The organism is Pseudomonas sp. MH9.3 (assembly GCF_034354675.1).
Lineage (GTDB): Bacteria > Pseudomonadota > Gammaproteobacteria > Pseudomonadales > Pseudomonadaceae > Aquipseudomonas.
In genome coordinates this window covers 40792-67203 of the sequence record NZ_CP133785.1, presented here as the reverse complement: position 1 = coordinate 67203, position 26412 = coordinate 40792, and the positions used below count along the sequence as shown (strand labels likewise).

At 58.9% G+C, this 26412-nt stretch carries 17 protein-coding genes, 2 tRNA genes, 3 rRNA genes and 1 pseudogene; 10 read left to right on the top strand and 13 right to left on the bottom strand.

What is annotated here, in order from left to right; translation table 11 throughout:
- The first annotated feature begins 9 nt into the window (after window positions 1–9).
- Entirely contained in the window at window positions 10–1047 is a 1038-nt protein-coding gene (locus RHM60_RS00295; RefSeq protein WP_209980839.1) for an acyltransferase family protein, read from the top strand.
- A gap of 46 nt (window positions 1048–1093) precedes the next feature.
- On the opposite strand, the gene RHM60_RS00290 is transcribed toward RHM60_RS00295, so the two are convergent.
- The 3 genes and pseudogenes from RHM60_RS00290 to RHM60_RS00280 form a co-directional block, all read right to left on the bottom strand.
- A complete protein-coding gene (locus RHM60_RS00290; protein WP_209980837.1) occupies window positions 1094–1663 on the bottom strand; it encodes a DUF4174 domain-containing protein in 570 nt (189 codons plus the stop codon).
- Between the two features lie 164 nt (window positions 1664–1827).
- Window positions 1828–2467: pseudogene (locus RHM60_RS00285) on the bottom strand (glutathione S-transferase N-terminal domain-containing protein).
- A gap of 13 nt (window positions 2468–2480) precedes the next feature.
- On the bottom strand, window positions 2481–4838 hold the full coding sequence (locus tag RHM60_RS00280; protein WP_209980833.1) for a DNA polymerase II: 2358 nt from the start codon (window positions 4836–4838) through the stop codon (window positions 2481–2483).
- A 217-nt stretch (window positions 4839–5055) separates the two neighbouring features.
- Between RHM60_RS00280 and RHM60_RS00275 the strand changes: the two genes are divergently transcribed.
- Window positions 5056–7281 (top strand): TonB-dependent receptor, encoded by a 2226-nt coding sequence (locus tag RHM60_RS00275; RefSeq protein ID WP_231421636.1) that lies wholly within the window; start codon window positions 5056–5058, stop codon window positions 7279–7281.
- 41 nt (window positions 7282–7322) lie between these two features.
- Here the strand turns inward: RHM60_RS00275 and RHM60_RS00270 are convergent, their stop codons facing one another.
- The 7 genes from RHM60_RS00270 to RHM60_RS00240 form a co-directional block, all read right to left on the bottom strand.
- Window positions 7323–7790, bottom strand: coding sequence for an SRPBCC family protein (locus RHM60_RS00270; RefSeq protein WP_209980830.1), 468 nt, complete (start codon window positions 7788–7790; stop codon window positions 7323–7325).
- A 150-nt stretch (window positions 7791–7940) separates the two neighbouring features.
- A complete protein-coding gene (gene mrdA / locus RHM60_RS00265) occupies window positions 7941–9833 on the bottom strand; it encodes a penicillin-binding protein 2 (RefSeq protein ID WP_209980828.1) in 1893 nt (630 codons plus the stop codon).
- Between the two features lie 234 nt (window positions 9834–10067).
- Window positions 10068–10183 (bottom strand): 5S ribosomal RNA (rrf, locus tag RHM60_RS00260).
- A 172-nt stretch (window positions 10184–10355) separates the two neighbouring features.
- Window positions 10356–13247 (bottom strand): 23S ribosomal RNA (locus RHM60_RS00255).
- Window positions 13248–13494: 247 nt separating this feature from the next.
- Window positions 13495–13570 (bottom strand) — tRNA-Ala (locus RHM60_RS00250).
- Window positions 13571–13600: 30 nt separating this feature from the next.
- Window positions 13601–13677 (bottom strand) — tRNA-Ile (locus RHM60_RS00245).
- Window positions 13678–13840: 163 nt separating this feature from the next.
- Window positions 13841–15377, bottom strand: a 16S ribosomal RNA gene (locus RHM60_RS00240).
- Together the 16S, 23S and 5S rRNA genes with 2 tRNA genes alongside form the textbook arrangement of a ribosomal RNA operon.
- A gap of 684 nt (window positions 15378–16061) precedes the next feature.
- On the opposite strand from RHM60_RS00240, the gene rhtA reads away from it, so the two are divergent.
- Both rhtA and RHM60_RS00230 read left to right on the top strand, forming a co-directional pair.
- A complete protein-coding gene (rhtA, locus tag RHM60_RS00235) occupies window positions 16062–16949 on the top strand; it encodes a threonine/homoserine exporter RhtA (protein ID WP_209980823.1) in 888 nt (295 codons plus the stop codon).
- Window positions 16950–17115: 166 nt separating this feature from the next.
- Window positions 17116–17397, top strand: coding sequence for a hypothetical protein (locus RHM60_RS00230; RefSeq protein WP_209980821.1), 282 nt, complete (start codon window positions 17116–17118; stop codon window positions 17395–17397).
- A gap of 98 nt (window positions 17398–17495) precedes the next feature.
- On the opposite strand, the gene RHM60_RS00225 is transcribed toward RHM60_RS00230, so the two are convergent.
- From RHM60_RS00225 to RHM60_RS00215, 3 genes are all read right to left on the bottom strand, one after another.
- Window positions 17496–19304 (bottom strand): aminopeptidase P family protein, encoded by a 1809-nt coding sequence (locus RHM60_RS00225; protein WP_322213229.1) that lies wholly within the window; start codon window positions 19302–19304, stop codon window positions 17496–17498.
- 48 nt (window positions 19305–19352) lie between these two features.
- A complete protein-coding gene (locus tag RHM60_RS00220; protein WP_209980817.1) occupies window positions 19353–20513 on the bottom strand; it encodes a cysteine desulfurase family protein in 1161 nt (386 codons plus the stop codon).
- A 232-nt stretch (window positions 20514–20745) separates the two neighbouring features.
- Entirely contained in the window at window positions 20746–21015 is a 270-nt protein-coding gene (locus tag RHM60_RS00215; protein WP_209980815.1) for a hypothetical protein, read from the bottom strand.
- 254 nt (window positions 21016–21269) lie between these two features.
- Here RHM60_RS00215 and ssuD point away from each other — a divergent pair, with 254 nt between their 5' ends.
- The 6 genes from ssuD (at window position 21270) to RHM60_RS00185 (ending at window position 26400) form a co-directional block, all read left to right on the top strand.
- Entirely contained in the window at window positions 21270–22409 is a 1140-nt protein-coding gene (gene ssuD / locus RHM60_RS00210; protein ID WP_209980813.1) for an FMNH2-dependent alkanesulfonate monooxygenase, read from the top strand.
- 32 nt (window positions 22410–22441) lie between these two features.
- Window positions 22442–23542, top strand: a complete 1101-nt coding sequence (locus RHM60_RS00205) for a sigma-54 interaction domain-containing protein (protein ID WP_209980811.1) — start codon at window positions 22442–22444, stop codon at window positions 23540–23542.
- Window positions 23543–23790: 248 nt separating this feature from the next.
- The gene (locus RHM60_RS00200) at window positions 23791–24984 is read left to right on the top strand and encodes a PepSY-associated TM helix domain-containing protein (RefSeq protein ID WP_209980809.1); all 1194 of its coding nucleotides are present in this window, start codon (window positions 23791–23793) and stop codon (window positions 24982–24984) included.
- Window positions 24981–25517 carry a thiamine pyrophosphate-binding protein gene (locus tag RHM60_RS00195; protein WP_322213228.1) on the top strand — a complete coding sequence of 179 codons (537 nt, stop codon included), beginning with the start codon at window positions 24981–24983 and terminating at the stop codon, window positions 25515–25517. The genes RHM60_RS00200 and RHM60_RS00195 overlap by 4 nt, the downstream gene beginning before the upstream one ends.
- On the top strand, window positions 25514–25843 hold the full coding sequence (locus tag RHM60_RS00190) for a hypothetical protein (RefSeq protein WP_231423250.1): 330 nt from the start codon (window positions 25514–25516) through the stop codon (window positions 25841–25843). The genes RHM60_RS00195 and RHM60_RS00190 overlap by 4 nt, the downstream gene beginning before the upstream one ends.
- Entirely contained in the window at window positions 25840–26400 is a 561-nt protein-coding gene (locus RHM60_RS00185; protein WP_322213227.1) for a DUF6162 family protein, read from the top strand. Before RHM60_RS00190 ends, RHM60_RS00185 begins: the two co-directional genes overlap by 4 nt.
- Window positions 26401–26412 lie beyond the last annotated feature (12 nt).

The following is a 26412-nucleotide window of genomic DNA, read 5'->3' as shown; positions in this document are numbered from 1 at the left end:
AAGACGCCCATGAAACATCGTTGGATTCAAATGGATATCGCCAAAGGCATCGGCATCCTGGTGATCGTGTTCGCTCACAGCTGGTTCGTGGCGAACTCACGGGACCTGATGTACCCGATACTGGCGTCGTTCGTCATACCGCTGTTCTTCTTTTTATCCGGGGTATTTTTCAAGCCGGAACAGCCGTTTGTGGAGATGGCCGTGCGCAAGGCCGACGGCCTGCTCAAGCCGTTTTTTTTCACCCTGCTGCTGTATGTCAGCCTGCGTGCGCTGCTGCGCGACCAACCCTTGCTGCCGGACATTGGCGGCGTGTTCTATGCCTCGGTGGACACCATTCCGTGGCAGGCCATGTGGTTTCTGCCGCACATGTGGGTGGCGATCCTGTTCAGTTGGGTGATGCTGCGCCTGATCCTGCGGCTGAAGCTTGCGCCGTGGGCCAGTGCCCTGCTGCTTGCCGTGCAATTGCTGCTCGGGATTTGGATGTTGCCGCTGTTCTGGCAATGGCCGGTGACGCTCGGCGAGCACACCTGGGTACTGCCGGGGCTGCCGTTCAGCCTGGATATCACGCTGATCAGCAGCGCCTGCTTCATCGCCGGCTACCTGCTGCGCGACTGGCTGCGCACGCACCCTGGCAGTTGGCTGACGCTGTTGATCGCGGTGGTGGTGTTCGCCGTGTTGTTCGACTTGACCTGGGACACCATGGACCTGGCGCAACGGCGTTATGACCACTGGTTGTGGACCAGCCTGCTGGCGGTGATTGGCATGTATGCGTGCTGGGCGTTGGCGAAGGTGTTGACGGTCTCGGCGCTGGTGACGCGGGCGATGACCTACATCGGTCAGTCAACGCTGATCCTGCTGATTTTTCACGGGGAGATTCAGCACAAGACCTTCGACCTGATGCAACGCCTGGGGCTGCATCCCTTCCTGGCGGCAGGTGTGGGTTTGGTGGTGGCGGTGGTGGGGCCATTGCTGATCGGGGAGGTGATCAAGCGGGTGGCGGTTCTGCGGTTTTTCTATTTCCCGTTTCCGGTGGCGAAGCAACGCTGAGGCGGCTGTGGCAGCGGGCAAGCCCGCTCCCACAGGGGGTGGTGGGTTAGTCGTCGAGTTGTTGGGGGGCTTTGGCGCCGGGCTTGCCGGGTTTGCCCTTGGCGGGGGCAGGTTCGGCTGGCGCAGCTTCTGCGGCGGCGGCGGCCTCTTTCTCGGCCATGGGCATCTGGTCGATGGTGCTGAAGAACTCCTTGAGGTCGAGGGTATCCGGAGGCACGGTCTTCTCGAGCTTCTTCTCGCCGTCCTTGCCGATCAGGATCACCTTGGTGCCGCTGCCGGCGCCCAGCTTGAGGGCACGGATCAGCGCATTGGTTTCAGGCGGCGTGAGCTTTTTGTTGTCCTTGGCCTCCTTGGCGAACTTTTCCCCTTCGGCGCCGATACTGCCGAACTTGACGGTGTAGAACACCATGTTGCGCTCTTCGAACGACTGCTTGTTGGCAGGCTCGTCCAGCTGCTTCTGCAGCGTGGACAATGTGGCGTTACCGGAATCGAGCTCCACCACCACCAGCGGACGGGCCTTGCCCATGTCCTGCTTGAGCGGGTTGATATCATCCGCGGCCAACAGCGGCCCCGTAAAAGCCATCAAGGTAGCCAGGGTCAGCGACCGGATGAGCATGCGCACCTCCTTTGAATTGCGTGCAGGTTCTTGAGTTTCATGTGTGCGACCGTCAATTTCAAGGATGATTCCTACGCCGGGTTCTGAAAGCGTAGGTCAGGACGCGCGCCGCGCAAGGGATCAGGCCGGTTGGGCAGTGATTGTTTCTTCTGATTGCACGAACCTCAGAGGCCATTCCAGTGTGGCCAATGCCGGGCGAATACCGGGGCCACTATCGGGTCGGCATCCACCTGCGCCAGGGTGTGGGCAAAGCCCGGGGCCAATGCGCTCAACGCTCCCCGCGCGCCGCGCGCCGTCCCAGCGCGACACCGCCGCCGCCATGATGCCCAAAGCGTTCGGCGCATGGTTGGGCGCGAACAACTGTTCGGCAAACTGATCGGCAAACACCACCCAGGCCTGGTGCAGGTAGCGTCGTGTGCCGGTGACCAGTTGCGCCTGCAGCGCCTGATCGACGTCGCCCAGCCAGCGTTGCGGGTAGTCAATGATGCCAATGGCCGAATAGCAATTGGCAGCGATGTACAGCAGGCCACGCAGAATTTGCCCGCGATTGCCGGCCAGCAGGCCGGCGTCGGGAAACTCCAGGCCGAGGTGGATCAGGATGGCCGCGCTTTCGGTGAGGACCTGCCCATCGGGTGTGACCAGGGTAGGGATCTGTTTGAGCGGATTGATTCGCGCAAGCGCTTCACTGCCCTCGCCCTCATGCCAGGAACTGGCGTCCACGCGGTGCCACGGCACGGCGCAACGTTGCAGGGCAATCTCGATCATGCACGAGCCGGATTCGTCGGTGCCGTAGAGCGTGTACATGGTGCTGCCTCCTTTAAAACAGCCCCATCTGTCCGCCGACCAGGGTGCTGAAATCGTCATCCACGAACGGCAGGATCGCCTCCGCCACCGGCTGCAATTGTCGCGTCACGTAGTGATCGTAGTCGATCGGCGCCTGCCGCACTTCCAGCGGCTCCGGTCCGTTGACGCTGATCACGTAGCTGATCCAGCCGCCACGCTGGTACTGGCGCGGGCGGCCCAGGCGGTCGTTGTAGTCATCAGCCAGGCGCGCGGCGCGTACATGGGGCGGCACGTTGCGCTCGTAGTCGTCCAGGCGCCGGCGCAGACGTTTGCGATAGATCAGCAGTTCATCGAACTCGCCGCTCACGGTGCGGCGCACGTAGTCGCGAATGTAATCCTGATGCGGCTGGCGGTGGAAGATGCGCTGGTAAAGCTCCTGCTGGAAGCGCCGGGCCAGGGGCGACCAGTCGCTGCGTACGGTTTCGAGGCCCTTGTAGACCATCTCTTCGCTGCCGTCGGCGCGCACCACCAGCCCGGCGTAGCGTTTCTTGCTGCCCTCCTCCGCGCCACGGATGGTCGGCATCAGAAAGCGCGTGAAGTGGGTCTCGAACTGCAGCTCCAGTGCACTGTGCAGGCCGAACGCCGTCTGCAGGTGCGCGCGCCACCACTCGTTGACGTGGGCGACCAGCGCCTGGCCGATGCGGCTGGCGTCCTCCTGGGCGTGGGCGCTGCCGAGCCAGACGAAGGTAGAGTCGGTGTCGCCGTAGATCACTTCATAGCCCTGGGCTTCAACCAGCTTGCGGGTCTGGCGCATGATTTCATGGCCCCGCAGGGTGATCGACGAGGCCAGGCGCGTGTCGAAGAACCGGCAACCGCTGGAACCGAGGACGCCGTAGAAGGCGTTCATGATAATTTTCAGGGCCTGGGACAGCGGCGCGTTGCGCTCACGCTTGGCCACCTCGCGGCCTTCGGAAACCCGCGCGACGATAGCGGGCAGGCAGTGCCGGGTGCGGGAAAAACGCGCGCCGCGAAAACCTTCCACCGAGTCGCTGTCGTCGGGGTGCTTAAGACCTTCGATCAGGCCCACCGGGTCGATCAGGAAGCTGCGGATGATCGACGGGTAGAGGCTTTTGTAGTCCAGCACCAGCACCGATTCATACAGGCCCGGACGCGAGTCCATGACAAAGCCGCCGGGGCTGGCCTGGGGTGGTTTGTCGCCCAGGTTCGGCGCAACGAAGCCCTGACGGTGCATCAGCGGCAGGTACAGGTGGGTAAAGGCGGCGACGGAACCACCGTTGCGGTCGGCCGGCAACCCGGTGACGCTGGCCCGCTCCAGCAGGAACTTGAGCAGCTCGGTCCTGGCGAAGATCCGCGTGACCAGCTCGCAGTCCTTGAGGTTGTAGCGCGCCAGGGCGGGCTTGTCCTCGGCGAACATGCGGTTGATTTCGTCCATGCGCTGATACGGCGTGGAAATATCCTTGCCTTCGCCGAGCAGGGTTTGCGCGACGTTTTCCAGGCTGAAGGACTCGAAACTCCAGGTGGCCGAGCGCAGCGCTTCGATGCCGTCGATGATCAGGCGCCCGGCGGCGGCGGCGAAGTAATGATTGCGGCTGCCATGTTCGCGCCACGCCATCGGCTCGTCGCCACGGCCAAGCATCAGCGGCACGTTGAGGCGCTGGGCATGTTCGTGGAGCACGCGCAGGTCGAACTGCACCACATTCCAGCCGATGATCGCATCGGGGTCATGGGTGGCGAGCCAGAGGTTGAGGGCCTCGATCAGTTGAGCACGGGTGTCGCAGTAGTCGAGCTTGAAGTCCACCGCGCAGGCGTTGTTCGGCGGGCCGAGCATGTACACCTGACGCTCGCCGCAACCTTGCAGGCCAATGCAATAGAGATCGCCCTGGGCGGTGGTTTCAATGTCCAGGGACACCAGCTTGAGCGGCGGACGGTAGTCGGGGGCGGGTTTCATCTGCGCGTCGAGCAAGGTGCCGTCGGCATCGGGGGTGCCACCGAACCACACCGGGGCGGTGATGAAGCGCTCCATCATGTAGCGCTCGGGCGGGCGCACGTCGCCCTCGTAGACGTCAACGCCGGCGGTGCGCAGGCGCTTTTCCAGGTCCATTGCCTGGCGGTGCTGGCGCGTATACAGGCCCAGGACGGGGCGGTGATGGAAATCGCACAACTGCAACGGCCGCAGCTGGATGTCGCGCTCGTCCTTGAGCAGCCAGTCGAGCGGTTTGCGATGGGCTTCGGGGATGAACATCACCGAGGTCTGTACGGGCAGGCGGACAAACCTGGGCCCCTGGTCGGTGGCCAGCCAGAAGCTGACCTGCGTGCCCTCCGGGGTGTCGCGCCAATGCCGGGTCAGGACGAAACCCTGCTGTAAATCCACCGTGCCGCACCTCAAACATTGCGTTCAGGGGGTGATTCTACCCGGCATCCGGCCAGACGCGGCAGGTTAACGCTCGCGCGGAGCCTAATCTGACAAATTTGTTGCAAAACGCTAATAACAATTACTATCATTTGCACCGGAGTCGTATCCGCGCAGTGAGGACGCGCAACGCTGTTGCCCTTTTCCTCACATTGACGGTTCTCCGTCAGGATCGACCATGCCCACCTGTAACCGACTCGCCGTGCCGTTTCGCCCTACCCTGCTCGCCCTTTGCTGCTCCCTGAGCCTTACCGCACAGGCTGCTACCCCGGCCGATCCGACTACGCGCCAGGACGGCAACACACTGGAATTGGGCGCCACCAACATCAGCGCCGACGCACCCGCGCCGAACGCGCTGCCACCGGCGTACAGCGGCGGACAGGTGGCACGCGGTGGCCAATTGGGTGTGCTGGGCAATCAGGACATCATGGATGTGCCGTTCAGCATGGCGGCCTATACCGAGAAGTTGATCCGCGACCAGCAGGCCGAAACGGTGGCCGATGTGCTGCTCAACGACTCGTCCGTGCGTCAGGCCTCGGGGTATGCGAACCAGGCGCAGGTCTTTGTGATTCGCGGCCTGCCACTTAATGGTGACGACATTTCCTTCAACGGCCTGTACGGCATTCTGCCACGTCAGATCATGTCCACCGACGCGCTGGAGCGCGTGGAAGTGTTCAAGGGTCCCAATGCCTTTATCAACGGCGTCACGCCGGGCGGCTCGGGCATTGGCGGCGGCGTGAACCTGCAACCCAAACGCGCCGATGATGTGCCGCTGCGCCGCTTCAGCACCGATATCAGCAGTGATGGCCGGGTGGGCGAGCATCTGGATGTGGGCCAGCGGTTTGGCGAGGGCAATCGGTTTGGCGCGCGGGTGAATATTTCCCAGCGCGAAGGGGATACCGGCATTGATGACGAGAACCAGCGGGCCAAGCTGTTCGCCGTCGGCCTGGATTATCGTGGCGATGCCCTGCGTTTATCGGGTGATTTCGTTTACCAGAAACAGCGCGTCAACGGCGGCCGTAACTCGGTGTTCCTGGGCACCGGCGTCACCCACATCCCGAGTGCACCCTCGGCCGATACCAACTACGCGCCACGCTGGAACGCGACCAACATCGAGGACACGCTGGGCATGCTGCGCGGCGAATACGACCTCAACGACACCTGGACCGCCTACCTTGCCGCCGGCGCCAAACATACCAATGAAAGCGGGCGCTATTCGTCGGTGACCCTGACCGATAACTTCGGCACGGCCAAGGTGACCGGTTCGCGCATCGCCCATCAGGAAGACAACACCAGCCTGATGACCGGTCTCAATGGCAAGTTCCAGACCGGTGCGGTCAGCCACCAACTGAACCTCGGCCTGACAGGCACCTGGACGCAGGCGCGCAATGCCTACGAGTTCGACTTTACGCCCAATGCCAGCAACCTCTACCACCCTTCCAGCGACATTGCACAACCGGTGCGCGGCACGGTGAACGGCGGTGACCTGGGTGACCCCGGCATCACTGCCAAGACGTTCGTGCGCAGTGCGGCCATCTCTGACACCTTTGGTTTCCTGGATGACCGTCTGCTGTTCACCGCAGGGCTGCGCCATCAGGAAATGGTCATGCAGAACTATGCGTATGGTTCCGGCCCGCGCAGCTCCAACTACACGGCGTCAATCAACACGCCGGTTTACGGGATCGTGTTCAAACCCTGGGAGCATGTGTCGTTTTATGCCAACCATATCGAAGGCTTGACCCAGGGGCCGACGGCTCCCGTGTCATCCGGTGGCCTGACGGTGACCAATGGTGCACAAGCCTACGCGCCCGCCCGCTCGAAACAGACTGAAGCGGGGGTAAAACTGGACATGGGCACCTACGGCGCAACGCTGGGTGTGTACCGTATCGAGCAGCCGAGTGATGGTTACTCGATCCAGACTGGCGCGACCACCGCCGCCTATGTGCGCGAAGGCCAGCAAATCAACCAGGGGGTGGAGCTGAATGTCTTCGGTGAGCCTGTGAGTGGTTTGCGTTTGCTCGGTGGCGTAACGGTAATGAAGACCGAGCTCAAGGACACGCTCAATGGCGCCAACGACGGCAATCGCGCAATCGGTGTGCCTTCGTTCCAGCTCAATGCGGGGGTGGATTGGGATGTGCCGGGCCTGCAGGGCGCAACCCTCAGCGGTCGTATGCTGCGCACTGGCGGCCAGTATGCCGATGCGGCCAACAACCTGAGTCTGCCGGCCTGGAATCGCTTCGACCTGGGTGCGCGTTATACCTTCAAGGTGGATCAGCGCGATGTGACGCTTGGCGCCAATGTGGAGAATGTCGCCAATGAGAAATACTGGGAGTCGGCGTTGGGGGGTTACCTGAGTCAGGGTGAACCGCGTGTTGCCAAGTTGTCGGCGACGATTGATTTTTAATCGCCATCGAAATCGGGCATCGCTATCGATGCCCGTTTGGGTCACGCCTGGCGAGCGGCGCCCAGGTAGCTTTCGATATTGCCCATCTGGTCGTCCCAGCCACGGGAGTTCATCTTGAACGCCTTCTGACGACGGGCTTCAGGCACCTTGTCGAAACCGGATTCGACCACCCGCAGCAAAATGCCTGGTGCACGGTCCTCGATGGTAAATTCCACCAGCGTCGGGGTTTCGTTGTCGTAGTCGACGCCCTCCAGCACCGCGAAGGGATGCCAATGGAAAGAGAACAGGGTTTGCGGCAGGATGCGTTCGATTCTGGCTTTCCAGACCACATGTTCGTAGCCCGGATAAGTGATCGGCGCTTCGACGGTCTCCCCTTCGACAAAGCGCTTGCCCTTGAGGGCAACGCCGAACCAGGCGCCAAATTGCTCGGCATCGGTGAGTGCTTCCCACACCTTTTTACGTGAAGCGTTGAGCAGAATTTTCCGCTCGATGCGATCCAATACGTGCATAAGTCACCTCCTCCATTGACCTTAGGTGACATCGACAGATGCGCAACCCGGGTTGCGCGCGATGATGCCCCCGTCCTTGACCAAGCCAATGGTTATGACTGACCCGTTGCAGGGAAGTTGCTTTTGTAATCTGCGCGCTAACGGCTTGATCTAGACGCGCGGGTCACCTGGCGCCTTGCTCGGCGTCGCGTACTGCGGCTTCAGGTGGCCTTCCTGGTCGAGCAGCCAGGCGTCCATGATCTGCCTGACCACAGGGCCGGCCACGCGTCCGCCGGCTTCGCCGTTTTCAATCATCACCGAGATCACGATTTTAGGGTGCTCGGCCGGCGCGAAGCCGACGAACAAGGCGTTGTCACGATGGCGCTCCAGGGTCTTGTCGCGGTTGTAACGCTCGCCCTGCTTGATCGCCACCACCTGCGCCGTACCACTCTTGCCGGCGATGCGGTATTGCGCACCCTGTGCCGCAGCCCGAGCGATGCCGCGCGGGTCGTGCATCACCAGTTGCATGCCGTGATTGACCTGCTCCCAGTCACGCGGATCCTTGAGAACGACATTGGGCATCGGGTTTTCGTCCACCGGCGGCACACCATTGATGGTCTTGGCCAGATGCGGCCGATTCCACACGCCCTTGTTGGCGATCAAGGCCGTGGCCTGGGCCAACTGCAACGGCGTGACCTGCATATAGCCCTGGCCGATACCGAGGATCACCGTTTCGCCGGGGAACCAGGGTTGACGTCTGGTCGCGCGCTTCCAGGCCTGAGATGGCATGAGGCCTGCGGACTCTTCGAACATGTCCAGCGAGACTTTCTGGCCGAGGCCGAATTCGGCCAGGTAGTCGTGCAGGCGGTCGATGCCCAGCTTGTGGGCGAGGTCGTAGAAGTAGGTGTCGTTGGAGCGCATGATCGCCGCATCCATGTCCACCCAGCCGTCGCCACTGTGGTTCCAGTTGCGGTATTTGTGATCGAAATCCGGCAGTTGATAGTAGCCCGGGTCGAACACACGGGTTTGCGGGGTGACGACGCCACTGTCCAGGCCCGCGATGGCCACTTCCGGCTTGATGGTTGAGCCTGGGGCGTACAAGCCTCTGAGGACGCGGTTGAACAGCGGTCGGTCAATGGAGTCGTGCAGTGCGGCGTACTCCTTGAAACTGATACCGGTGACGAACAGGTTCGGATCGAAACTGGGTTTGCTGACCATGGCCAGCACTTCGCCGGTTTGCGGATCGAGAGCGACCACCGAGCCACGACGGTCGCCCAGGGCCTCTTCGGCGGCTTCCTGAAGGTGAACGTCGAGGCTCAGGACAATATTTTTACCGGGGATCGGATCAGTGTGCTTCAGCACTCGTAATACACGGCCCTGGGCATTGGTCTCGACTTCTTCATAGCCGACATGACCATGCAACTCGGATTCGTAGAAGCGTTCAATACCGGTTTTACCGATGGACTGGGTGCCACGGTACTCCACCGAATCCAGGGCCTTGGATTCTTTCTCGTTGATACGACCAACGTAGCCGATGGAGTGTGCGAAATGCGCACCGAGCGGGTAATGCCGAACGAACTGCGGTTCGACATCCACTCCGGGCAGGCGGAATTCGTTAACCGCAAACAGAGCGATCTGTTCTTCCGTCAGCTCGTAAAACAATGTGACAGGAACGAAAGGATGACGTGCCTGCTTCAATGCCTTGTCGAATACCGCACGGTCTTCGGCAGGCAAGTGCAGCAGGCTGACGATGGCGTCCAGCTCCCCCTTGAGATCAGTGGCGCGCTCCCGGGTGATGGTGAGGTTGTAACTGGGACGGTTGTCAGCCAGCACCACGCCGTTACGGTCATAAATAAGGCCGCGGGTTGGGGTGATGGGCAGAACATGGACGCGGTTGTTTTCAGAGATCGTGGAGTGGTAATCGAACTGCACCACCTGCAGGAAATACAAGCGGCCCACCAGGGCACAGGTGATGCCAATCACCAGCAGGGCGCAGGCCAGCAGGCGCTTGTTGACCAAGCTATTTTCTTTTTCGTGATCTTTGATCGGTATGGGTCCTGGCATTTCTACAGCATCTCGTTGAAGAAGGTCGACGCCGCATCCTGCGGAAAGAGATCAATCCTTGTGAAAAGGTGGTGCACCATACCAAAAATGCAGAAACACTTTGCATCGATTTCCCGAACGGCAGGTCGGTGATGACGTCGGACGTCGATCAAAACGGTGCACGTTTAGTGAATACTTTTCCAACGCCCAAAACAAAACCCCATCTGCTTTCGCAAATGGGGTTTCGGAATTTAATCTTGACGATGACCTACTCTCACATGGGGAAACCCCACACTACCATCGGCGATGCATCGTTTCACTGCTGAGTTCGGGATGGGATCAGGTGGTTCCAATGCTCTATGGTCGTCAAGAAATTCGGGTACTGAGTCGTGGCCAGACGGCCTCGCTTCAGCAAATTGGGTATGTGACAGCTGTCGGTGTTTTGTGAGCGTCGAACTTTCGGTTCATCTCGTCTTCACACACCGCAATCTGATGCTTCTACTTGTTTCCAAGTCAGGAGTAGTCAAATTGCTTGGGTGTTATATGGTCAAGCCTCACGGGCAATTAGTATTGGTTAGCTCAACGCCTCACAGCGCTTACACACCCAACCTATCAACGTCGTAGTCTTCGACGGCCCTTCAGGGAACTCAAGGTTCCAGTGAGATCTCATCTTGAGGCTAGTTTCCCGCTTAGATGCTTTCAGCGGTTATCTATTCCGAACATAGCTACCCGGCAATGCCACTGGCGTGACAACCGGAACACCAGAGGTTCGTCCACTCCGGTCCTCTCGTACTAGGAGCAGCCCCTCTCAAATCTCAAACGTCCACGGCAGATAGGGACCGAACTGTCTCACGACGTTCTAAACCCAGCTCGCGTACCACTTTAAATGGCGAACAGCCATACCCTTGGGACCGGCTTCAGCCCCAGGATGTGATGAGCCGACATCGAGGTGCCAAACACCGCCGTCGATATGAACTCTTGGGCGGTATCAGCCTGTTATCCCCGGAGTACCTTTTATCCGTTGAGCGATGGCCCTTCCATACAGAACCACCGGATCACTAAGACCTACTTTCGTACCTGCTCGACGTGTCTGTCTCGCAGTCAAGCGCGCTTTTGCCTTTATACTCTACGACCGATTTCCGACCGGTCTGAGCGCACCTTCGTACTCCTCCGTTACTCTTTAGGAGGAGACCGCCCCAGTCAAACTACCCACCATACACTGTCCTCGATCCGGATAACGGACCTGAGTTAGAACCTCAAAGTTGCCAGGGTGGTATTTCAAGGTTGGCTCCACGCAGACTGGCGTCCACGCTTCAAAGCCTCCCACCTATCCTACACAAGCAAATTCAAAGTCCAGTGCAAAGCTATAGTAAAGGTTCACGGGGTCTTTCCGTCTAGCCGCGGATACACTGCATCTTCACAGCGATTTCAATTTCACTGAGTCTCGGGTGGAGACAGCGCCGCCATCGTTACGCCATTCGTGCAGGTCGGAACTTACCCGACAAGGAATTTCGCTACCTTAGGACCGTTATAGTTACGGCCGCCGTTTACCGGGGCTTCGATCAAGAGCTTCGCGTTAGCTAACCCCATCAATTAACCTTCCGGCACCGGGCAGGCGTCACACCCTATACGTCCACTTTCGTGTTTGCAGAGTGCTGTGTTTTTAATAAACAGTCGCAGCGGCCTGGTATCTTCGACCGGCATGAGCTTACGGAGCAAGTCCTTCACCCTCACCGGCGCACCTTCTCCCGAAGTTACGGTGCCATTTTGCCTAGTTCCTTCACCCGAGTTCTCTCAAGCGCCTTGGTATTCTCTACCCAACCACCTGTGTCGGTTTGGGGTACGGTTCCTGGTTACCTGAAGCTTAGAAGCTTTTCTTGGAAGCATGGCATCAACCACTTCGTGTTCTAAAAGAACACTCGTCATCAGCTCTCGGCCTTAAGATCCCGGATTTACCTAAGATCTCAGCCTACCACCTTAAACTTGGACAACCAACGCCAAGCTGGCCTAGCCTTCTCCGTCCCTCCATCGCAATAACCAGAAGTACAGGAATATTAACCTGTTTTCCATCGACTACGCTTTTCAGCCTCGCCTTAGGGACCGACTAACCCTGCGTCGATTAACGTTGCGCAGGAAACCTTGGTCTTTCGGCGTGGGTGTTTTTCACACCCATTGTCGTTACTCATGTCAGCATTCGCACTTCTGATACCTCCAGCAAGCTTCTCAACTCACCTTCACAGGCTTACAGAACGCTCCTCTACCGCATCACTTACGTGATACCCGTAGCTTCGGTGTATGGTTTGAGCCCCGTTACATCTTCCGCGCAGGCCGACTCGACTAGTGAGCTATTACGCTTTCTTTAAAGGGTGGCTGCTTCTAAGCCAACCTCCTAGCTGTCTAAGCCTTCCCACATCGTTTCCCACTTAACCATAACTTTGGGACCTTAGCTGACGGTCTGGGTTGTTTCCCTTTTCACGACGGACGTTAGCACCCGCCGTGTGTCTCCCATGCTCGGCACTTGTAGGTATTCGGAGTTTGCATCGGTTTGGTAAGTCGGGATGACCCCCTAGCCGAAACAGTGCTCTACCCCCTACAGTGATACATGAGGCGCTACCTAAATAGCTTTCGAGGAGAACCAGCTATCTCCGAGCTTGATTAGCCTTTCACTCCGATCCACAGGTCATCCGCTAACTTTTCAACGGTAGTCGGTTCGGTCCTCCAGTTAGTGTTACCCAACCTTCAACCTGCCCATGGATAGATCGCCCGGTTTCGGGTCTATTCCCAGCGACTAGACGCCCTATTAAGACTCGCTTTCGCTACGCCTCCCCTATTCGGTTAAGCTCGCCACTGAAAATAAGTCGCTGACCCATTATACAAAAGGTACGCAGTCACCCAACAAAGTGGGCTCCCACTGCTTGTACGCATACGGTTTCAGGATCTATTTCACTCCCCTCTCCGGGGTTCTTTTCGCCTTTCCCTCACGGTACTAGTTCACTATCGGTCAGTCAGTAGTATTTAGCCTTGGAGGATGGTCCCCCCATATTCAGACAAAGTTTCTCGTGCTCCGTCCTACTCGATTTCATGACCAAGAGATTTTCGCGTACAGGGCTATCACCCACTATGGCCGCACTTTCCAGAGCGTTCCGCTAATCTCAAAGCCACTTAAGGGCTAGTCCCCGTTCGCTCGCCACTACTAAGGGAATCTCGGTTGATTTCTTTTCCTCAGGGTACTTAGATGTTTCAGTTCCCCTGGTTCGCCTCTTACGCCTATGTATTCAGCGTAAGATAACCATCTTATGATGGCTGGGTTCCCCCATTCAGACATCTCCGGATCAAAGTCTGTTTGCCGACTCCCCGAAGCTTTTCGCAGGCTACCACGTCTTTCATCGCCTCTGACTGCCAAGGCATCCACCGTATGCGCTTCTTCACTTGACCATATAACCCCAAGCAATCTGGTTATACTGTGAAGACAACATTCGCCGAAAATTCGAATTTCTCGATTAAGAGAACTCACAAATTTTACCTTAGCCTGATCCGTTACCAGTGAAAGTAACGTTCAGTCTATCTTTCTATCACATACCCAAATTTTTAAAGAACGATCTAATCAAAGACTAGAAATCAACATTCACCATCATCACAATGGAATGCTCATTTCTAAGCTTTCATACAACAGAAGCAGTAGTGGTGGAGCCAAACGGGATCGAACCGTTGACCTCCTGCGTGCAAGGCAGGCGCTCTCCCAGCTGAGCTATGGCCCCGTATTTCTACAGGCGTTTCCCACACAAAATTGGTGGGTCTGGGCAGATTCGAACTGCCGACCTCACCCTTATCAGGGGTGCGCTCTAACCAACTGAGCTACAGACCCAATTTCGAGCTGCTAAGGCCGATCTCACCCTGCTCTTTACCACAGAGCATGGGGTGCGCTCCAACCAACTAAGCTACAACCCTATTTAGGCTGCTTCTTATCGTCTTCTTCAATGAATCAAGCAATTCGTGTGGGAACTTATGGAGCAGCTGATGTCGTCGATTAAGGAGGTGATCCAGCCGCAGGTTCCCCTACGGCTACCTTGTTACGACTTCACCCCAGTCATGAATCACACCGTGGTAACCGTCCTCCCGAAGGTTAGACTAGCTACTTCTGGTGCAACCCACTCCCATGGTGTGACGGGCGGTGTGTACAAGGCCCGGGAACGTATTCACCGCGACATTCTGATTCGCGATTACTAGCGATTCCGACTTCACGCAGTCGAGTTGCAGACTGCGATCCGGACTACGATCGGTTTTGTGGGATTAGCTCCACCTCGCGGCTTGGCAACCCTCTGTACCGACCATTGTAGCACGTGTGTAGCCCAGGCCGTAAGGGCCATGATGACTTGACGTCATCCCCACCTTCCTCCGGTTTGTCACCGGCAGTCTCCTTAGAGTGCCCACCATTACGTGCTGGTAACTAAGGACAAGGGTTGCGCTCGTTACGGGACTTAACCCAACATCTCACGACACGAGCTGACGACAGCCATGCAGCACCTGTCTCAATGTTCCCGAAGGCACCAATCTATCTCTAGAAAGTTCATTGGATGTCAAGGCCTGGTAAGGTTCTTCGCGTTGCTTCGAATTAAACCACATGCTCCACCGCTTGTGCGGGCCCCCGTCAATTCATTTGAGTTTTAACCTTGCGGCCGTACTCCCCAGGCGGTCAACTTAATGCGTTAGCTGCGCCACTAAAAGCTCAAGGCTTCCAACGGCTAGTTGACATCGTTTACGGCGTGGACTACCAGGGTATCTAATCCTGTTTGCTCCCCACGCTTTCGCACCTCAGTGTCAGTATTAGTCCAGGTGGTCGCCTTCGCCACTGGTGTTCCTTCCTATATCTACGCATTTCACCGCTACACAGGAAATTCCACCACCCTCTACCATACTCTAGTCAGTCAGTTTTGAATGCAGTTCCCAGGTTGAGCCCGGGGATTTCACATCCAACTTAACAAACCACCTACGCGCGCTTTACGCCCAGTAATTCCGATTAACGCTTGCACCCTCTGTATTACCGCGGCTGCTGGCACAGAGTTAGCCGGTGCTTATTCTGTCGGTAACGTCAAAACAATCACGTATTAGGTAACTGCCCTTCCTCCCAACTTAAAGTGCTTTACAATCCGAAGACCTTCTTCACACACGCGGCATGGCTGGATCAGGCTTTCGCCCATTGTCCAATATTCCCCACTGCTGCCTCCCGTAGGAGTCTGGACCGTGTCTCAGTTCCAGTGTGACTGATCATCCTCTCAGACCAGTTACGGATCGTCGCCTTGGTGAGCCATTACCCCACCAACTAGCTAATCCGACCTAGGCTCATCTGATAGCGCAAGGCCCGAAGGTCCCCTGCTTTCTCCCGTAGGACGTATGCGGTATTAGCGTCCGTTTCCGAACGTTATCCCCCACTACCAGGCAGATTCCTAGGCATTACTCACCCGTCCGCCGCTCTCAAGAGAAGCAAGCTTCTCTCTACCGCTCGACTTGCATGTGTTAGGCCTGCCGCCAGCGTTCAATCTGAGCCATGATCAAACTCTTCAGTTCAAACATCTTTGGGTTTTTAAGAAACCCTAAACTTGGCTCAGCAATCGTTGGTTATTCTTTGATTTCTCGCGGAGTAACTTGTGATGCTGATAATCTTGTTGACTATCAGTCTGACTCCACAAGCACCCACACGAATTGCTTGATTCAGTTGTTAAAGAGCGGTTGGTTAAGATGCTTCATCTCAACCGAGGCGCGCATTCTACAGCAGCCTCACTTGCTGTCAAGTGATTATTTTCAGAAGTTTTCGAAGAATTCTTCAACAACTTCAACCACTTGCGCTTCCGATCTCTCGTTAGCGGGAGGCGAATTCTACAGCGTTACACGCTGCTGTCAACACCTCTTTTTCTCCGCTTTCGACCGAGAAGATCGAAACGTTAATAGCGCCAAACAACACCGCACTATCAACTTCTTCTGGACTTCGATGAGCTGAAGCAATTCGCTGTCGAATCTTGCATAACTACTTGTTTACCAAGGAGTTTTCCGTTTCGACTGCGCCGGAAGTGGGGCGAATTATAGACGTCCAGAATCTGCCGTCAACCCTTAATTTGGATCTTCTATCAATCCATACCAATTTGAGCAGGCCACTCTTTATAGGCACGTTGCGTTGAGCAATATATTGCTCATCAAGCCACACTTGAGCATCATAGCGTCCTCTGCCTTTATAACCCTGGACAAACTTTCTTAATGATCACCGCACCCCGCAGCCTGGCATCGACGCTGTTCCCGGTAGGCCTCCTGTTAATAGCCATGGCCTCGATCCAAACCGGTGCCTCGCTGGCCAAAAGCATGTTCCCGGTCGTTGGCGCACAAGGCACCACCACTTTGCGCCTGATTTTCGCCAGCATTATCATGCTGCTCATATTACGTCCGTGGCGCGCCACGTTTACGGCGAGATCGCTGCGCACCGTGTTCATCTACGGGATAGCGCTGGGCGGCATGAACTTCCTCTTCTATATGTCGCTGCGCACCGTCCCCCTGGGTATTGCGGTAGCCCTTGAGTTCACCGGCCCTCTCGCTGTGGCGATCTACGCCTCGCGCAGGGCAATAGATTTTCTATGGATCGCGCTAGCGATTATCGGCCTGCTCCTGCTCATACCAACCGGCGAAGCCAGCAATAGCATTGACCTGACAGGTGCTGCCTACGCGCTGAGCGCAGGCGCGTGCTGGGCGCTCTACATACTGTTCGGGCAAAAGGCCGGCAATGACAATGGCGTCCAGACCGCAGCGCTGGGTGTAATGATCGCTGCCCTGTTCGTCGCACCGATCGGTATCGTGCACGCCGGCAGCGCACTGTTGACGCCAGCCTTGATACCCGTCGCCATCGCCGTAGCTATTCTCTCAACCGCCCTGCCCTACACACTCGAGATGGTCGCGCTCACCCGTCTTCCTGCCCGCACATTCGGCACACTGATGAGCATCGAACCCGCATTCGGCGCGCTGTCGGGTTTGCTCTTTCTGCATGAACACCTCTCCTTCGCGCAATGGATGGCCATCACCTGCATCATCCTGGCGTCCACAGGCGCAACCCTGACGATGCGTAACCAAGCAAAACCGCTGGTGCCTGTCGACTGATCATCTTTCAAAACCGGGGATGGTATTTACTGCTCTTTTAGGCCATGTTTAGGGCGTAAACGGATAGCATTCATGGAGAGTTTCGACAAGGACAGCGCGGACGCACAATCGAGAGCGAACACAGCCTGCTTCAAGCAGTTTTGCCAAGCGGCTATTAAGGATGCGAATGAAGCGAATTTTGATACTGTTAGTGATCGTGGCCGTTTCAGGCTGTGCCGCGACCACCAAGACAGAAGTTAAGCGGGGCAAAAAAGGGCTGCATATCAACTGTTCCGGCCTGTCCTCCTCCTGGGACCAGTGCTACACCAGTGCGGCCAACGCATGCGGCGCCAAGGGCTACCGGGTGATCGCCAAGTCCGGCGAAAACTCCGAAGAACCCGGGGACTATCCGTTCGGCCTCAACCCTGCCGGTTACACCAGTCGCAGCATGATCGTCATCTGCAAGTAATCGCCTGAGCAGTCCGCCCATGACTGCTTCTGTATAGCCTAGCCCACTCGACCATCGCCGCAACGGCGCCCTTACCCGGGCGCCCCAACCGCAACCTCTCAAATAGCCAAGGTACGCACCAGCAACCACTCCAGCGCGGCGCCATTGAGCAATGGGCTCAAACGTTCACGCACCTCGGCATGGTAAGCATTGAGCCATGCGCGCTCGTCAACCGTCAGCAACGACGCCTCCAGACAACGCGTATCAATCGGACACAGGGTCAGGGTTTCAAACCTGAGGAACTCACCGAACTCGGTTTTACCCGCCTCACGGTTCAACACCAGGTTCTCGATGCGCACCCCCCAGCGGCCCGGACGATACGTGCCAGGTTCAATGGACGTAATCATCCCTGGTTGCATCGCCGTCTGTGGCGCGGCGGCGGCCTGATAGGCAATCACCTGAGGACCTTCGTGCACATTGAGGAAATAACCTACACCGTGACCAGTGCCGTGACCGTAATCCACACCTTCAGCCCAGATCGGCGCGCGTGCGATGGCGTCCAGCAACGGCGACAGAATGCCCTTGGGAAAATGCGCCTGTGACAAGGCAACCACGCCCTTGAGCACCCGCGTGCAGTCGCGCTTCTGCTCTTCACTCGGCGTACCGATAGGCACCATCCGCGTGATATCCGTGGTGCCCCCCAGGTATTGGCCGCCCGAGTCGATCAGCAGCAAGCCATCACCCTCGATCAACGCATGCTCTTCTTCAGTCGCGTGGTAGTGCGGCATCGCGCCATTGGCGTTGAACGCGGCAATGGTGTTGAAACTCAGCGACACATAACCCGGGCGACGCGCACGCGCAGCGGTCAGGTGCTCATCAATCGTCAACTCGGTAATACGCTCACGCCCCAGAGCGCTGTCCAGCCAGGCGAAAAATTCGCACAAGGCCGCACCATCCTGCTCCATCGCCTGACGGATATGTTCCGCGTCGGCCAGACTCTTGCGGGATTTGGCAAGCGTGGTCGGGTTGAGGCCTTCCACCAACTTGACGTCAGCATCGAGGTTTTCCAGCAAACCCGCCGTCACCCGTGCCGGATCAATCTGCAAGCTCGCACCTGACGGCACTGCACGCAGCGCATCGGCCACCTCACTGTAATCACGCAGGGTCACGCCATCCTGCTCGAGCACGGCACGCAGCTCGGCATCGACTTTGCTCAGGGCCACAAACAAGGTGGCCTGTTGCTGGCTGATCAAGGCAAAGGACACAAACACCGGGTTGAACGACACGTCGCCGCCGCGCAGGTTGAACAACCAGGCAATGTCATCCAGGGTCGCGATGAAATGCCAATCGGCACCCTTTTCTGCCAGGCTGGCGCGCAGAGCGGCAAGCTTCTCGCCACGGCTGACGGTCGCCTGCGGCGGCAGATGCTGGTAAATCGGCTGATTCGGCAGCGGCGGTCGGTCCTGCCAGGCTTCACTGAGCACATCGATATCGGTGCGCAAGCGCGCGCCCCGCTCGGCCAGCCTGCCGCCCAGGGTACGCGCCGAGGCCACGGCCATTACTGTGCCATCCACTGCCACCACACCGCCTTCGGGAGTCTGTTCGGCCAGCCATTCCAGTGGGCCAGGTTGACCCGGTTGCAGCTTGACCAGCTCGATGCCGCTGCCCTTGAGCTCCTTGGTCGCCTGTTCCCAGTAGCGACTGTCTGCCCATACGCCGGCAAAATCCGCAGTGACGATCAGCGTTCCCACCGAGCCATGAAACCCCGACAACCATTGGCGGCCCTGCCAGTAACCCGGCAGGTATTCGGACAAGTGCGGGTCGGCCGAGGGCACCAGCAGAGCATGAATGCCCTCGCGGCTCATCAGTTCACGGGTAACTGCCAGGCGCCGGGGCACCGTGCCATGGGTCAAAGGCTGCGTACTCATTGTGTCTCCTGCTAACCACTCATCATTATTATGTGTGCGAATCAAAACTCAGACAGCCCAGAATGCCGGTGCACTGGCGACTGCTGCCTTGATCAGTTGCACGGCTTCATCGATATCCTGCTCGGTGGTAAACCGACCGAGGCTCAAGCGAATGGTACGACCGGCAGCACGCGCATCATGCCCCAACGCTAGAAGAACGTGGGACGGCGCGTTGCTTGCCGAGTTGCACGCCGACGTCGCTGAAAACGCAATGCCCGCACTCAGTGCAGCGGAATTGAATTCGCCTTCACTGAACGTGAGGCTCAACGTGTGGGGAATACGTTGCGTGGGGCTGCCATTGAGGCGCACGCCGGCAATTGACTGCAGTTGATCCAGCAAGCGCTGACGCAAGGCCGCGATCTGTGCCTTCTCTTCAGCAAAAGACTGCGCCGCCAGGGCGAATGCCGTGCCCATGCCGGCAATCTGGTGCGTGGGCAAAGTGCCGGAACGCAGACCACCCTCGTGACCACCACCGTGAATCTGCGCCAGCACCTTCTGCTGCGCACGGGGCCCGACATACAACGCGCCGATCCCCTTGGGACCGTAAAGCTTGTGAGCGGAAAATGACATCAGATCCACTGGCCACTGGGCCAGGTCGATAGCCACCTTGCCCGCACCCTGCGCCGCATCCACATGAAACAACGCGCCGTGCGCTCGCACGCGCGCACCGATGGCCGGGATGTCGTTGAGGGTACCCAGCTCGTTGTTCACCAGCATCAGCGAGACCAGAAAAGTGTCTTCGCGCAACGCTTCGCTGACCGCATCGGCACTGATCAGGCCATCGGCGTCCGGCACCAGGTAGGTCACCGCCACGCCGGTGTCCTGCAGTTGCCGAGCGGTATCCAGCGTGGCCTTGTGCTCGATCTGGCTGGTGATGACATGCCCACCCGGCACTCCACGCGCCTGGGCCACACCCTTGATCGCAAGGTTGCTGGACTCAGTGGCGCCGGAGGTCCAGACGATCTGCTCGGGCCGGGCACCCACCAATTCGGCCACCTGGCCACGTGCCTGCTCAACCGTATGCCGGGCCGCCTGGCCAAACGCATGGGAACTGGACGCGGGGTTGCCGAAGTTGGCATTCAAGCCCAGGCACTCGACCATCACCTGGATCACGCGCTCATCCACCGGTGTGGTGGCGGCGTAGTCGAAATACAACGGACGTTTATTCATGACGTTAAAAACTCGCAGAGCGTATTACCGAGAGCAACATCCCGGGGCATTGACCAGAACAGAGTTCGTCAGGTTTAACCGATCAAGTGCCATTGAAGAAGAGCCACTGTCTGTAAATGTGCGTAGGAACGGTCCTGAAAATCAGCTTAACAGGCTGAAGTGATCCCATGGCAAACAAAAAGCTCGAGATTCCTCCCTGGAAACCTCGGGCTTTTTGCCACCGGCTGCACGCTCAACTGGGACGACCCAACAACTTGACGCTGCGCTCTGCATTCATTTCGCCCTGGCGATCAAAACCGATCGGCTTGGGCGACTGCCGGGTCAGTGCGGCGCGCTGCTGCTGATAATCATCAAACGACAAACTGCGACGGCTCAACGCTTCCAGCGCCAACTGGCGGGTTTCTTCAGCAGTATAGGGACGCAATTGCGGCGCCGGATGTGTCGCACATCCGGCCAGCACAGAGGTAACGAGCAGTAGCAAAACGGCGAGTGAACGGTTCATGGCAATGGCCCTGGAAGTCGGTTATGAGTCAATGAACACAGGCTACTCCCGACCCCTCCAGGTGAAAAATCACCGCCCGTGATAGTCGCTATCAACCGTTTCGTCCGCTTCGACAGAAAAACACTCATATTCAATTATGTTCTATAAATAGAGAAATACGTTCATTTACGGAATAAACATAACCTTCTATAACTAATGCCGCCTTTAAAAGCGCATGCGCCATCTCCCTGCTGAATATCGCTCAAGGATCTGTCATGGATGTTTTCTGGTTTCTGCCAACACATGGCGACGGTCATTACCTGGGCACTACCCAGGGGGCTCGCCCGGTCACGCTCAATTACCTGAAGCAGGTCGCCCAGGCGGCCGACAGCCTGGGTTACTACGGCGTGTTGATTCCTACCGGTCGCTCGTGCGAAGACTCCTGGGTCATCGCCTCGGCGCTGGTACCGCTGACGGAACGCCTGCGTTATCTGGTAGCGATTCGCCCTGGCATCATCTCGCCCACTGTCTCGGCACGCATGGCTGCCACTCTGGATCGCCTGTCCAACGGTCGCTTGCTGATCAACGTGGTCACCGGCGGCGATCCGGATGAAAACCGTGGTGACGGCAGCTTTCTCGACCACGCCGAACGCTACGAAGTCTCTGACGAGTTTCTCAGAATCTGGCGCCGCGTCTTGCAGGGCGAATCGGTCAATTTCGAAGGCAAACACCTGCGCGTGCAAAACGCCAAGGCGCTCTACCCACCGGTGCAAAAGCCCTATCCACCGCTGTACTTCGGTGGCTCCTCCGACGCCGCCCACGACCTCGCCGCCGAACAGGTTGACGTATACCTCACCTGGGGCGAGCCGCCGGCCGCTGTCGCAGAAAAACTCGCTGACGTTCGCGAGCGCGCCGCGCGCCATGGCCGCACGGTGAAGTTCGGCATCCGCCTGCATGTGATCGTGCGCGAAACCGCAGAAGAGGCCTGGAAAGCCGCCGACAAACTGATCGAACACATCAGCGACGAGACCATTGCCGCCGCGCAAAAATCCTTCTCGCGCTTCGACTCCGAAGGCCAACGCCGCATGGCCGCCTTGCACGATGGGCGTCGCGACAACCTGGAAATCGCGCCCAACCTGTGGGCTGGCGTCGGCCTGGTACGTGGCGGCGCCGGCACCGCACTGGTGGGCAACCCCCAGCAGGTGGCCGAACGCATCAAGGCATACGCCGACCTCGGGATCGAGAGCTTTATTTTCTCCGGCTATCCGCACCTGGAAGAGGCCTATCGGTTCGCCGAGCTGGTCTTTCCCCTGCTGCCGGAACCGTACGCCAGCCTGGCCGGCCGCGGCGTTACCAACCTGACGGGACCGTTTGGCGAAATGATTGCCAACGATGTACTGCCCGCCAAGACCTGAGATCTTCGCCAAACAAAAAGAGTGAGCAAACCATGCAGCTTTTGACCCTACCGCCCTCGCCCGCCCTCGCCACCTCGATCCGCGCCACGGCCCAGGTGTTCGAAGATCCCAAATCCCAAGCGCTGCTCGACCATATTCAGCAAGTGGCGCCCAGCGAAGCCAGCGTGTTGATCATCGGCGAGACCGGCACCGGTAAAGAGCTGGTGGCGCGCCATATCCACAACCTCAGCGCGCGGCGCAACCGGCCATTTGTGGCGGTCAACTGCGGCGCGTTTTCCGAATCGCTGGTGGAAGCCGAACTGTTCGGCCATGAAAAAGGCGCGTTTACCGGCGCCCTTGGCGCCAAGGCTGGCTGGTTCGAAGAGGCGGATGGCGGCACGCTGTTCCTGGATGAGATCGGCGATTTGCCGATGGCAATCCAGGTCAAGTTATTACGCGTGTTGCAGGAGCGCGAAGTGGTGCGCCTGGGATCGCGCAAGAGCATCCCGATCGATGTGCGCGTGCTCGCGGCCACCAACGTGCAACTGGAAAAAGCCATCAACGCCGGGCACTTTCGCGAGGACCTTTATTATCGACTCGACGTGGTCAGCCTGGAGCTCAGCCCGTTGCGCGAGCGCCCCGGCGATATCATGCCGCTGGTGCGGCACTTTATCGAAGCCTACAGCCGGCGCCTGGGCTACGGCTCGATCAGCATCAGCCGTGAGGCCGAGCAGAAACTCAAGAGCTACAGCTGGCCGGGCAACATCCGTGAGCTGGAAAACGTCATCCATCACACCCTGCTGATCTGCCGTAACCGCGTGATCGAACGCGAAGACCTGCGCCTGTCGAACCTGCGCATCGAGCGCCAGGACGACAGCCAGCACATCGACAACAGTGCCGAAGCCCTGCTGGCCCGCGCCTTTCAAAAGTTGTTCGAAGAGCAGGCCGGCGCCCTGCATGAAAAAGTCGAAGACGCGCTGCTGCGCGCCGCCTACCGCTTCAGCCATTACAACCAGGTGCACACCGCCAGTCTGCTGGGCCTGAGCCGTAATGTGACGCGCACGCGCTTGATCAAGATCGGCGAATTGGCGGTGAACAAACGGCGGCCCGGCGAAAACATGCAGGGCGAACGAGTACTGCACCTGTCCGTTTAGGCGGCGGTACAACGCGTCGCCCCTCTCCCCCCCCCCCGATAAATATAGGACGAACTCATGTGGGAGCGGGCTTGCCCGCTCCCACAAGGGCATCCGCGTGACCGCCTGAAACATTTTCTTTCATTTGCGCCTTGGGGATTTCTTATCCTCATCCGTCTTAACTTAGATACAGCCTGTCGCGTCAGCAAAAGCTACGACCGGCCTTTCCCGGGCCTGCATCGCCCTCCCCCATCAAGACCCGCATTGACATGTCGAAGAAGTCACGCTCAAAACTCTGGTTTCTCGTACACAGCTGGCTGGCATTGCCCATCTGGTTCTTTGTGCTGATCGTTTGCGTCACCGGCACCCTGGCAGTGGTCAGCCAGGAAATCGTGTGGCTGGCCAACCCGGACATCCGTGCGAGCAAACCGTCGGATGATGCCCAACCGCTGAGCTTCGACCAGGTGATCGCTGCCATCGGGCGCGACGAGCCCAAGGCGATCGTGCGATCGATCATCCGCCCCGATGAATCGCACTTTGCCCTGACCGTCGGCCTCAGCTACCCCGACGGCCGCACAGTGGAGGCCTACGCCAACCCATACACCGGAACGATCCAGGGCATCAGCCCGTCGTTCAACTTCCAGCAATTCACCCGCGCTCTGCACGGCTGGTGGCTGGTGCCGTTCACCCATGGCTACAGCTGGGGCTGGTACCTGGTGTCGCTGCTCGGTCTGCCGCTGCTGGCGTCCCTGATCACCGGGCTGGTGGTGTACAAGCGCTTCTGGAAAGGCTTCCTGCGCCCGACCCTGCGCATCCGCCATGGCGCGCGCATTTTCTGGGGCGACTTTCACCGCCTCAGCGGGATCTGGTCGATCTGGTTCATCGCAGTGATCTCCATCACCGGCACCTGGTTCCTGATCCAGGCGATCCTGGGCGACAACCAGATATCCATCTCCAGCGAGCCCATCGTGCCGGTGATAGCCCGCGACAAGGTGCCGTTATCGGCCCCCGGCGTGCCGGTGCCCATGATTGCGCTGGACGAGGCGATCAAAATCGCCACCCAGCGCATTCCCGGGCTGGATGCCACCTTCGCCTTCCTGCCGCTCAATGCCTATAGCCACCTGCAGATCGGCGGCCGGGGCTGGTACCCGCTGATGTTCCAGACCGCGCAACTGAACCCCTATAACGGCGAAATCGCCGTGTCGCACCTATTGTCCGACCGCAGCACGCTGGAGTTCGTCACCGAATCCATGCGTCCGCTGCACACCGGTGATTTTGGCGGGCTGTGGATCAAATTGATCTGGGCCTTCTTCGGCCTCGTACTGAGCATGATGGTGTTGAGCGGCCTGTTGATCTGGACCAAGCGCACGGCGCTGGCCACGCTCAACGCCCTCAAGCGCGAAGCCAAAGGGCAGCGGGCGCAGATTGCAAAACCGATCGATTCCTCGCAGGTCCACTCATGAGCAAGGTCGCTGCCGTACCGCCCTCGCCACTGCGCGCCTTTTGGCTCAAATGGCGCTTCCACATCAATGTCCTGCTGCTGCTGATCCCCCTGGGTTTCATGCCCAAGTACTTTGCCGACGCCGCGCTGTTTCGCGGCGACACCGGCCTGGGCGAACGGGTGGCCGGCCAGGTGCAGGTCGGGCCCTGGAGCCTGACACTCGCCGAATTTCGCAACGAGGGCCCAAGCCCGGACCCGGCCGGCCCGATGAAGTTCTTCAACGCCGCCCTGTGTGACAACTGCGCCGAACAGGTCAAGGCCACCTACCTGCGTATCGGCAAACCCCGCAGCCTGCGCGCCGCCGGGGTGATCTTCTTCGGTACGCCGTACCGCATGGGCGCCGCCCTGCCCGTGCCGGAACGCACGCCGGCCGACGCTGAACTGTGGGTCACCATGGAAGGCTGGGACGGCACGATGCACCAGGGTTCCATCCCGCTGAGCCAGGCCTCGCCTGCCACCATCGCCTGGCTGAACAAGCAAGGAGTCAAACCATGAACATGATGCATCCGGCCCGCGTCGCCGCAGCGCTGCTGCTGTGCGCCGGCTTCAGTAGCCCGGCGCTGGCTCACAACCCGATGTGCGAATGCAAGGAAATCCCCGGCGAGCAGATCCAGTGCAAAGGCGGATTTTCCGACGGCAGCGGCGCACCCGGCGTGACCCTGGACGTGATCGGCTACGACGAGACCATCCTGGTGCCGGGCAAGCTCGGCGAGGATTCGACCCTGACCTTCAAGAAGCCTTCGGCCGAGTTCTATGTGCTGTTCGACGCGGGCCCCGGCCATGTGGTGGAAATCGACCAAGCGGATATCCAGCCGCAATGAGTACCACACAGGTTGTACGCACCGCGGGGGCCGGCCACGAAACCCTCTACGTGCTGCTGCTGTGCCTGATCATTCTGGCGGTGGCGGGCAGCGTGGTGGCGGTGCATGGTGAATCCCGCGAAGTGGCCGCCGTGCCCAGCCATCAGTGGGATGCGCGCCGCGACCTCAGCGCCGCCGAGCAAGGCATCTACGCCGACCTGCGGGTGACCCTGGATGAAATCCATCTGCTGCAACAGGAGCAAAGCGCGCTGCCGACGCCTGAGCAACTGGCCGAAGAAGGGTTCGCGCCATTTGCCCAGGACGCAAGCTCGGTCAGCCGTGGCGACCATCGCTGGCAGTTGCTGGCGCCGGCGGCCTACCTGGGCCTGAGCCAGGCACCGACCACCAGCGGTTCACTGCTGATGCGCGTGCAGGGCAGCGAGCCGGATATCTGGCTCAACCGCAACGCCAACCTCGCCGCACCCTCCGACCTTACTGACCAGGCGCTGATCGCCGCCGGCTGGCGGCAGGTGGTTGCGCAATTCGATGCCGGCGTCACCCGCCAGCACCGTCACTGAACGAGAAGACCG

Bases quoted from the DNA above. Each gene is read 5' to 3' on its own strand.
- RHM60_RS00185 (WP_322213227.1), top strand. From the start codon at position 25,840: ATGAGTACCACACAGGTTGTACGCACCGCGGGGGCCGGCCACGAAACC.
- RHM60_RS00225 (WP_322213229.1), bottom strand. From the start codon at position 19,304: ATGAGTACGCAGCCTTTGACCCATGGCACGGTGCCCCGGCGCCTGGCA.
- mrdA (WP_209980828.1), bottom strand. From the start codon at position 9,833: ATGCCAGGACCCATACCGATCAAAGATCACGAAAAAGAAAATAGCTTG.
- RHM60_RS00275 (WP_231421636.1), top strand. From the start codon at position 5,056: ATGCCCACCTGTAACCGACTCGCCGTGCCGTTTCGCCCTACCCTGCTC.
- ssuD (WP_209980813.1), top strand. From the start codon at position 21,270: ATGGATGTTTTCTGGTTTCTGCCAACACATGGCGACGGTCATTACCTG.
- RHM60_RS00205 (WP_209980811.1), top strand. From the start codon at position 22,442: ATGCAGCTTTTGACCCTACCGCCCTCGCCCGCCCTCGCCACCTCGATC.
- RHM60_RS00290 (WP_209980837.1), bottom strand. From the start codon at position 1,663: ATGCTCATCCGGTCGCTGACCCTGGCTACCTTGATGGCTTTTACGGGG.
- RHM60_RS00220 (WP_209980817.1), bottom strand. From the start codon at position 20,513: ATGAATAAACGTCCGTTGTATTTCGACTACGCCGCCACCACACCGGTG.
- RHM60_RS00200 (WP_209980809.1), top strand. From the start codon at position 23,791: ATGTCGAAGAAGTCACGCTCAAAACTCTGGTTTCTCGTACACAGCTGG.
- RHM60_RS00295 (WP_209980839.1), top strand. From the start codon at position 10: ATGAAACATCGTTGGATTCAAATGGATATCGCCAAAGGCATCGGCATC.
- rhtA (WP_209980823.1), top strand. From the start codon at position 16,062: ATGATCACCGCACCCCGCAGCCTGGCATCGACGCTGTTCCCGGTAGGC.
- RHM60_RS00195 (WP_322213228.1), top strand. From the start codon at position 24,981: ATGAGCAAGGTCGCTGCCGTACCGCCCTCGCCACTGCGCGCCTTTTGG.
- RHM60_RS00190 (WP_231423250.1), top strand. From the start codon at position 25,514: ATGAACATGATGCATCCGGCCCGCGTCGCCGCAGCGCTGCTGCTGTGC.
- RHM60_RS00270 (WP_209980830.1), bottom strand. From the start codon at position 7,790: ATGCACGTATTGGATCGCATCGAGCGGAAAATTCTGCTCAACGCTTCA.
- RHM60_RS00230 (WP_209980821.1), top strand. From the start codon at position 17,116: ATGAAGCGAATTTTGATACTGTTAGTGATCGTGGCCGTTTCAGGCTGT.
- RHM60_RS00215 (WP_209980815.1), bottom strand. From the start codon at position 21,015: ATGAACCGTTCACTCGCCGTTTTGCTACTGCTCGTTACCTCTGTGCTG.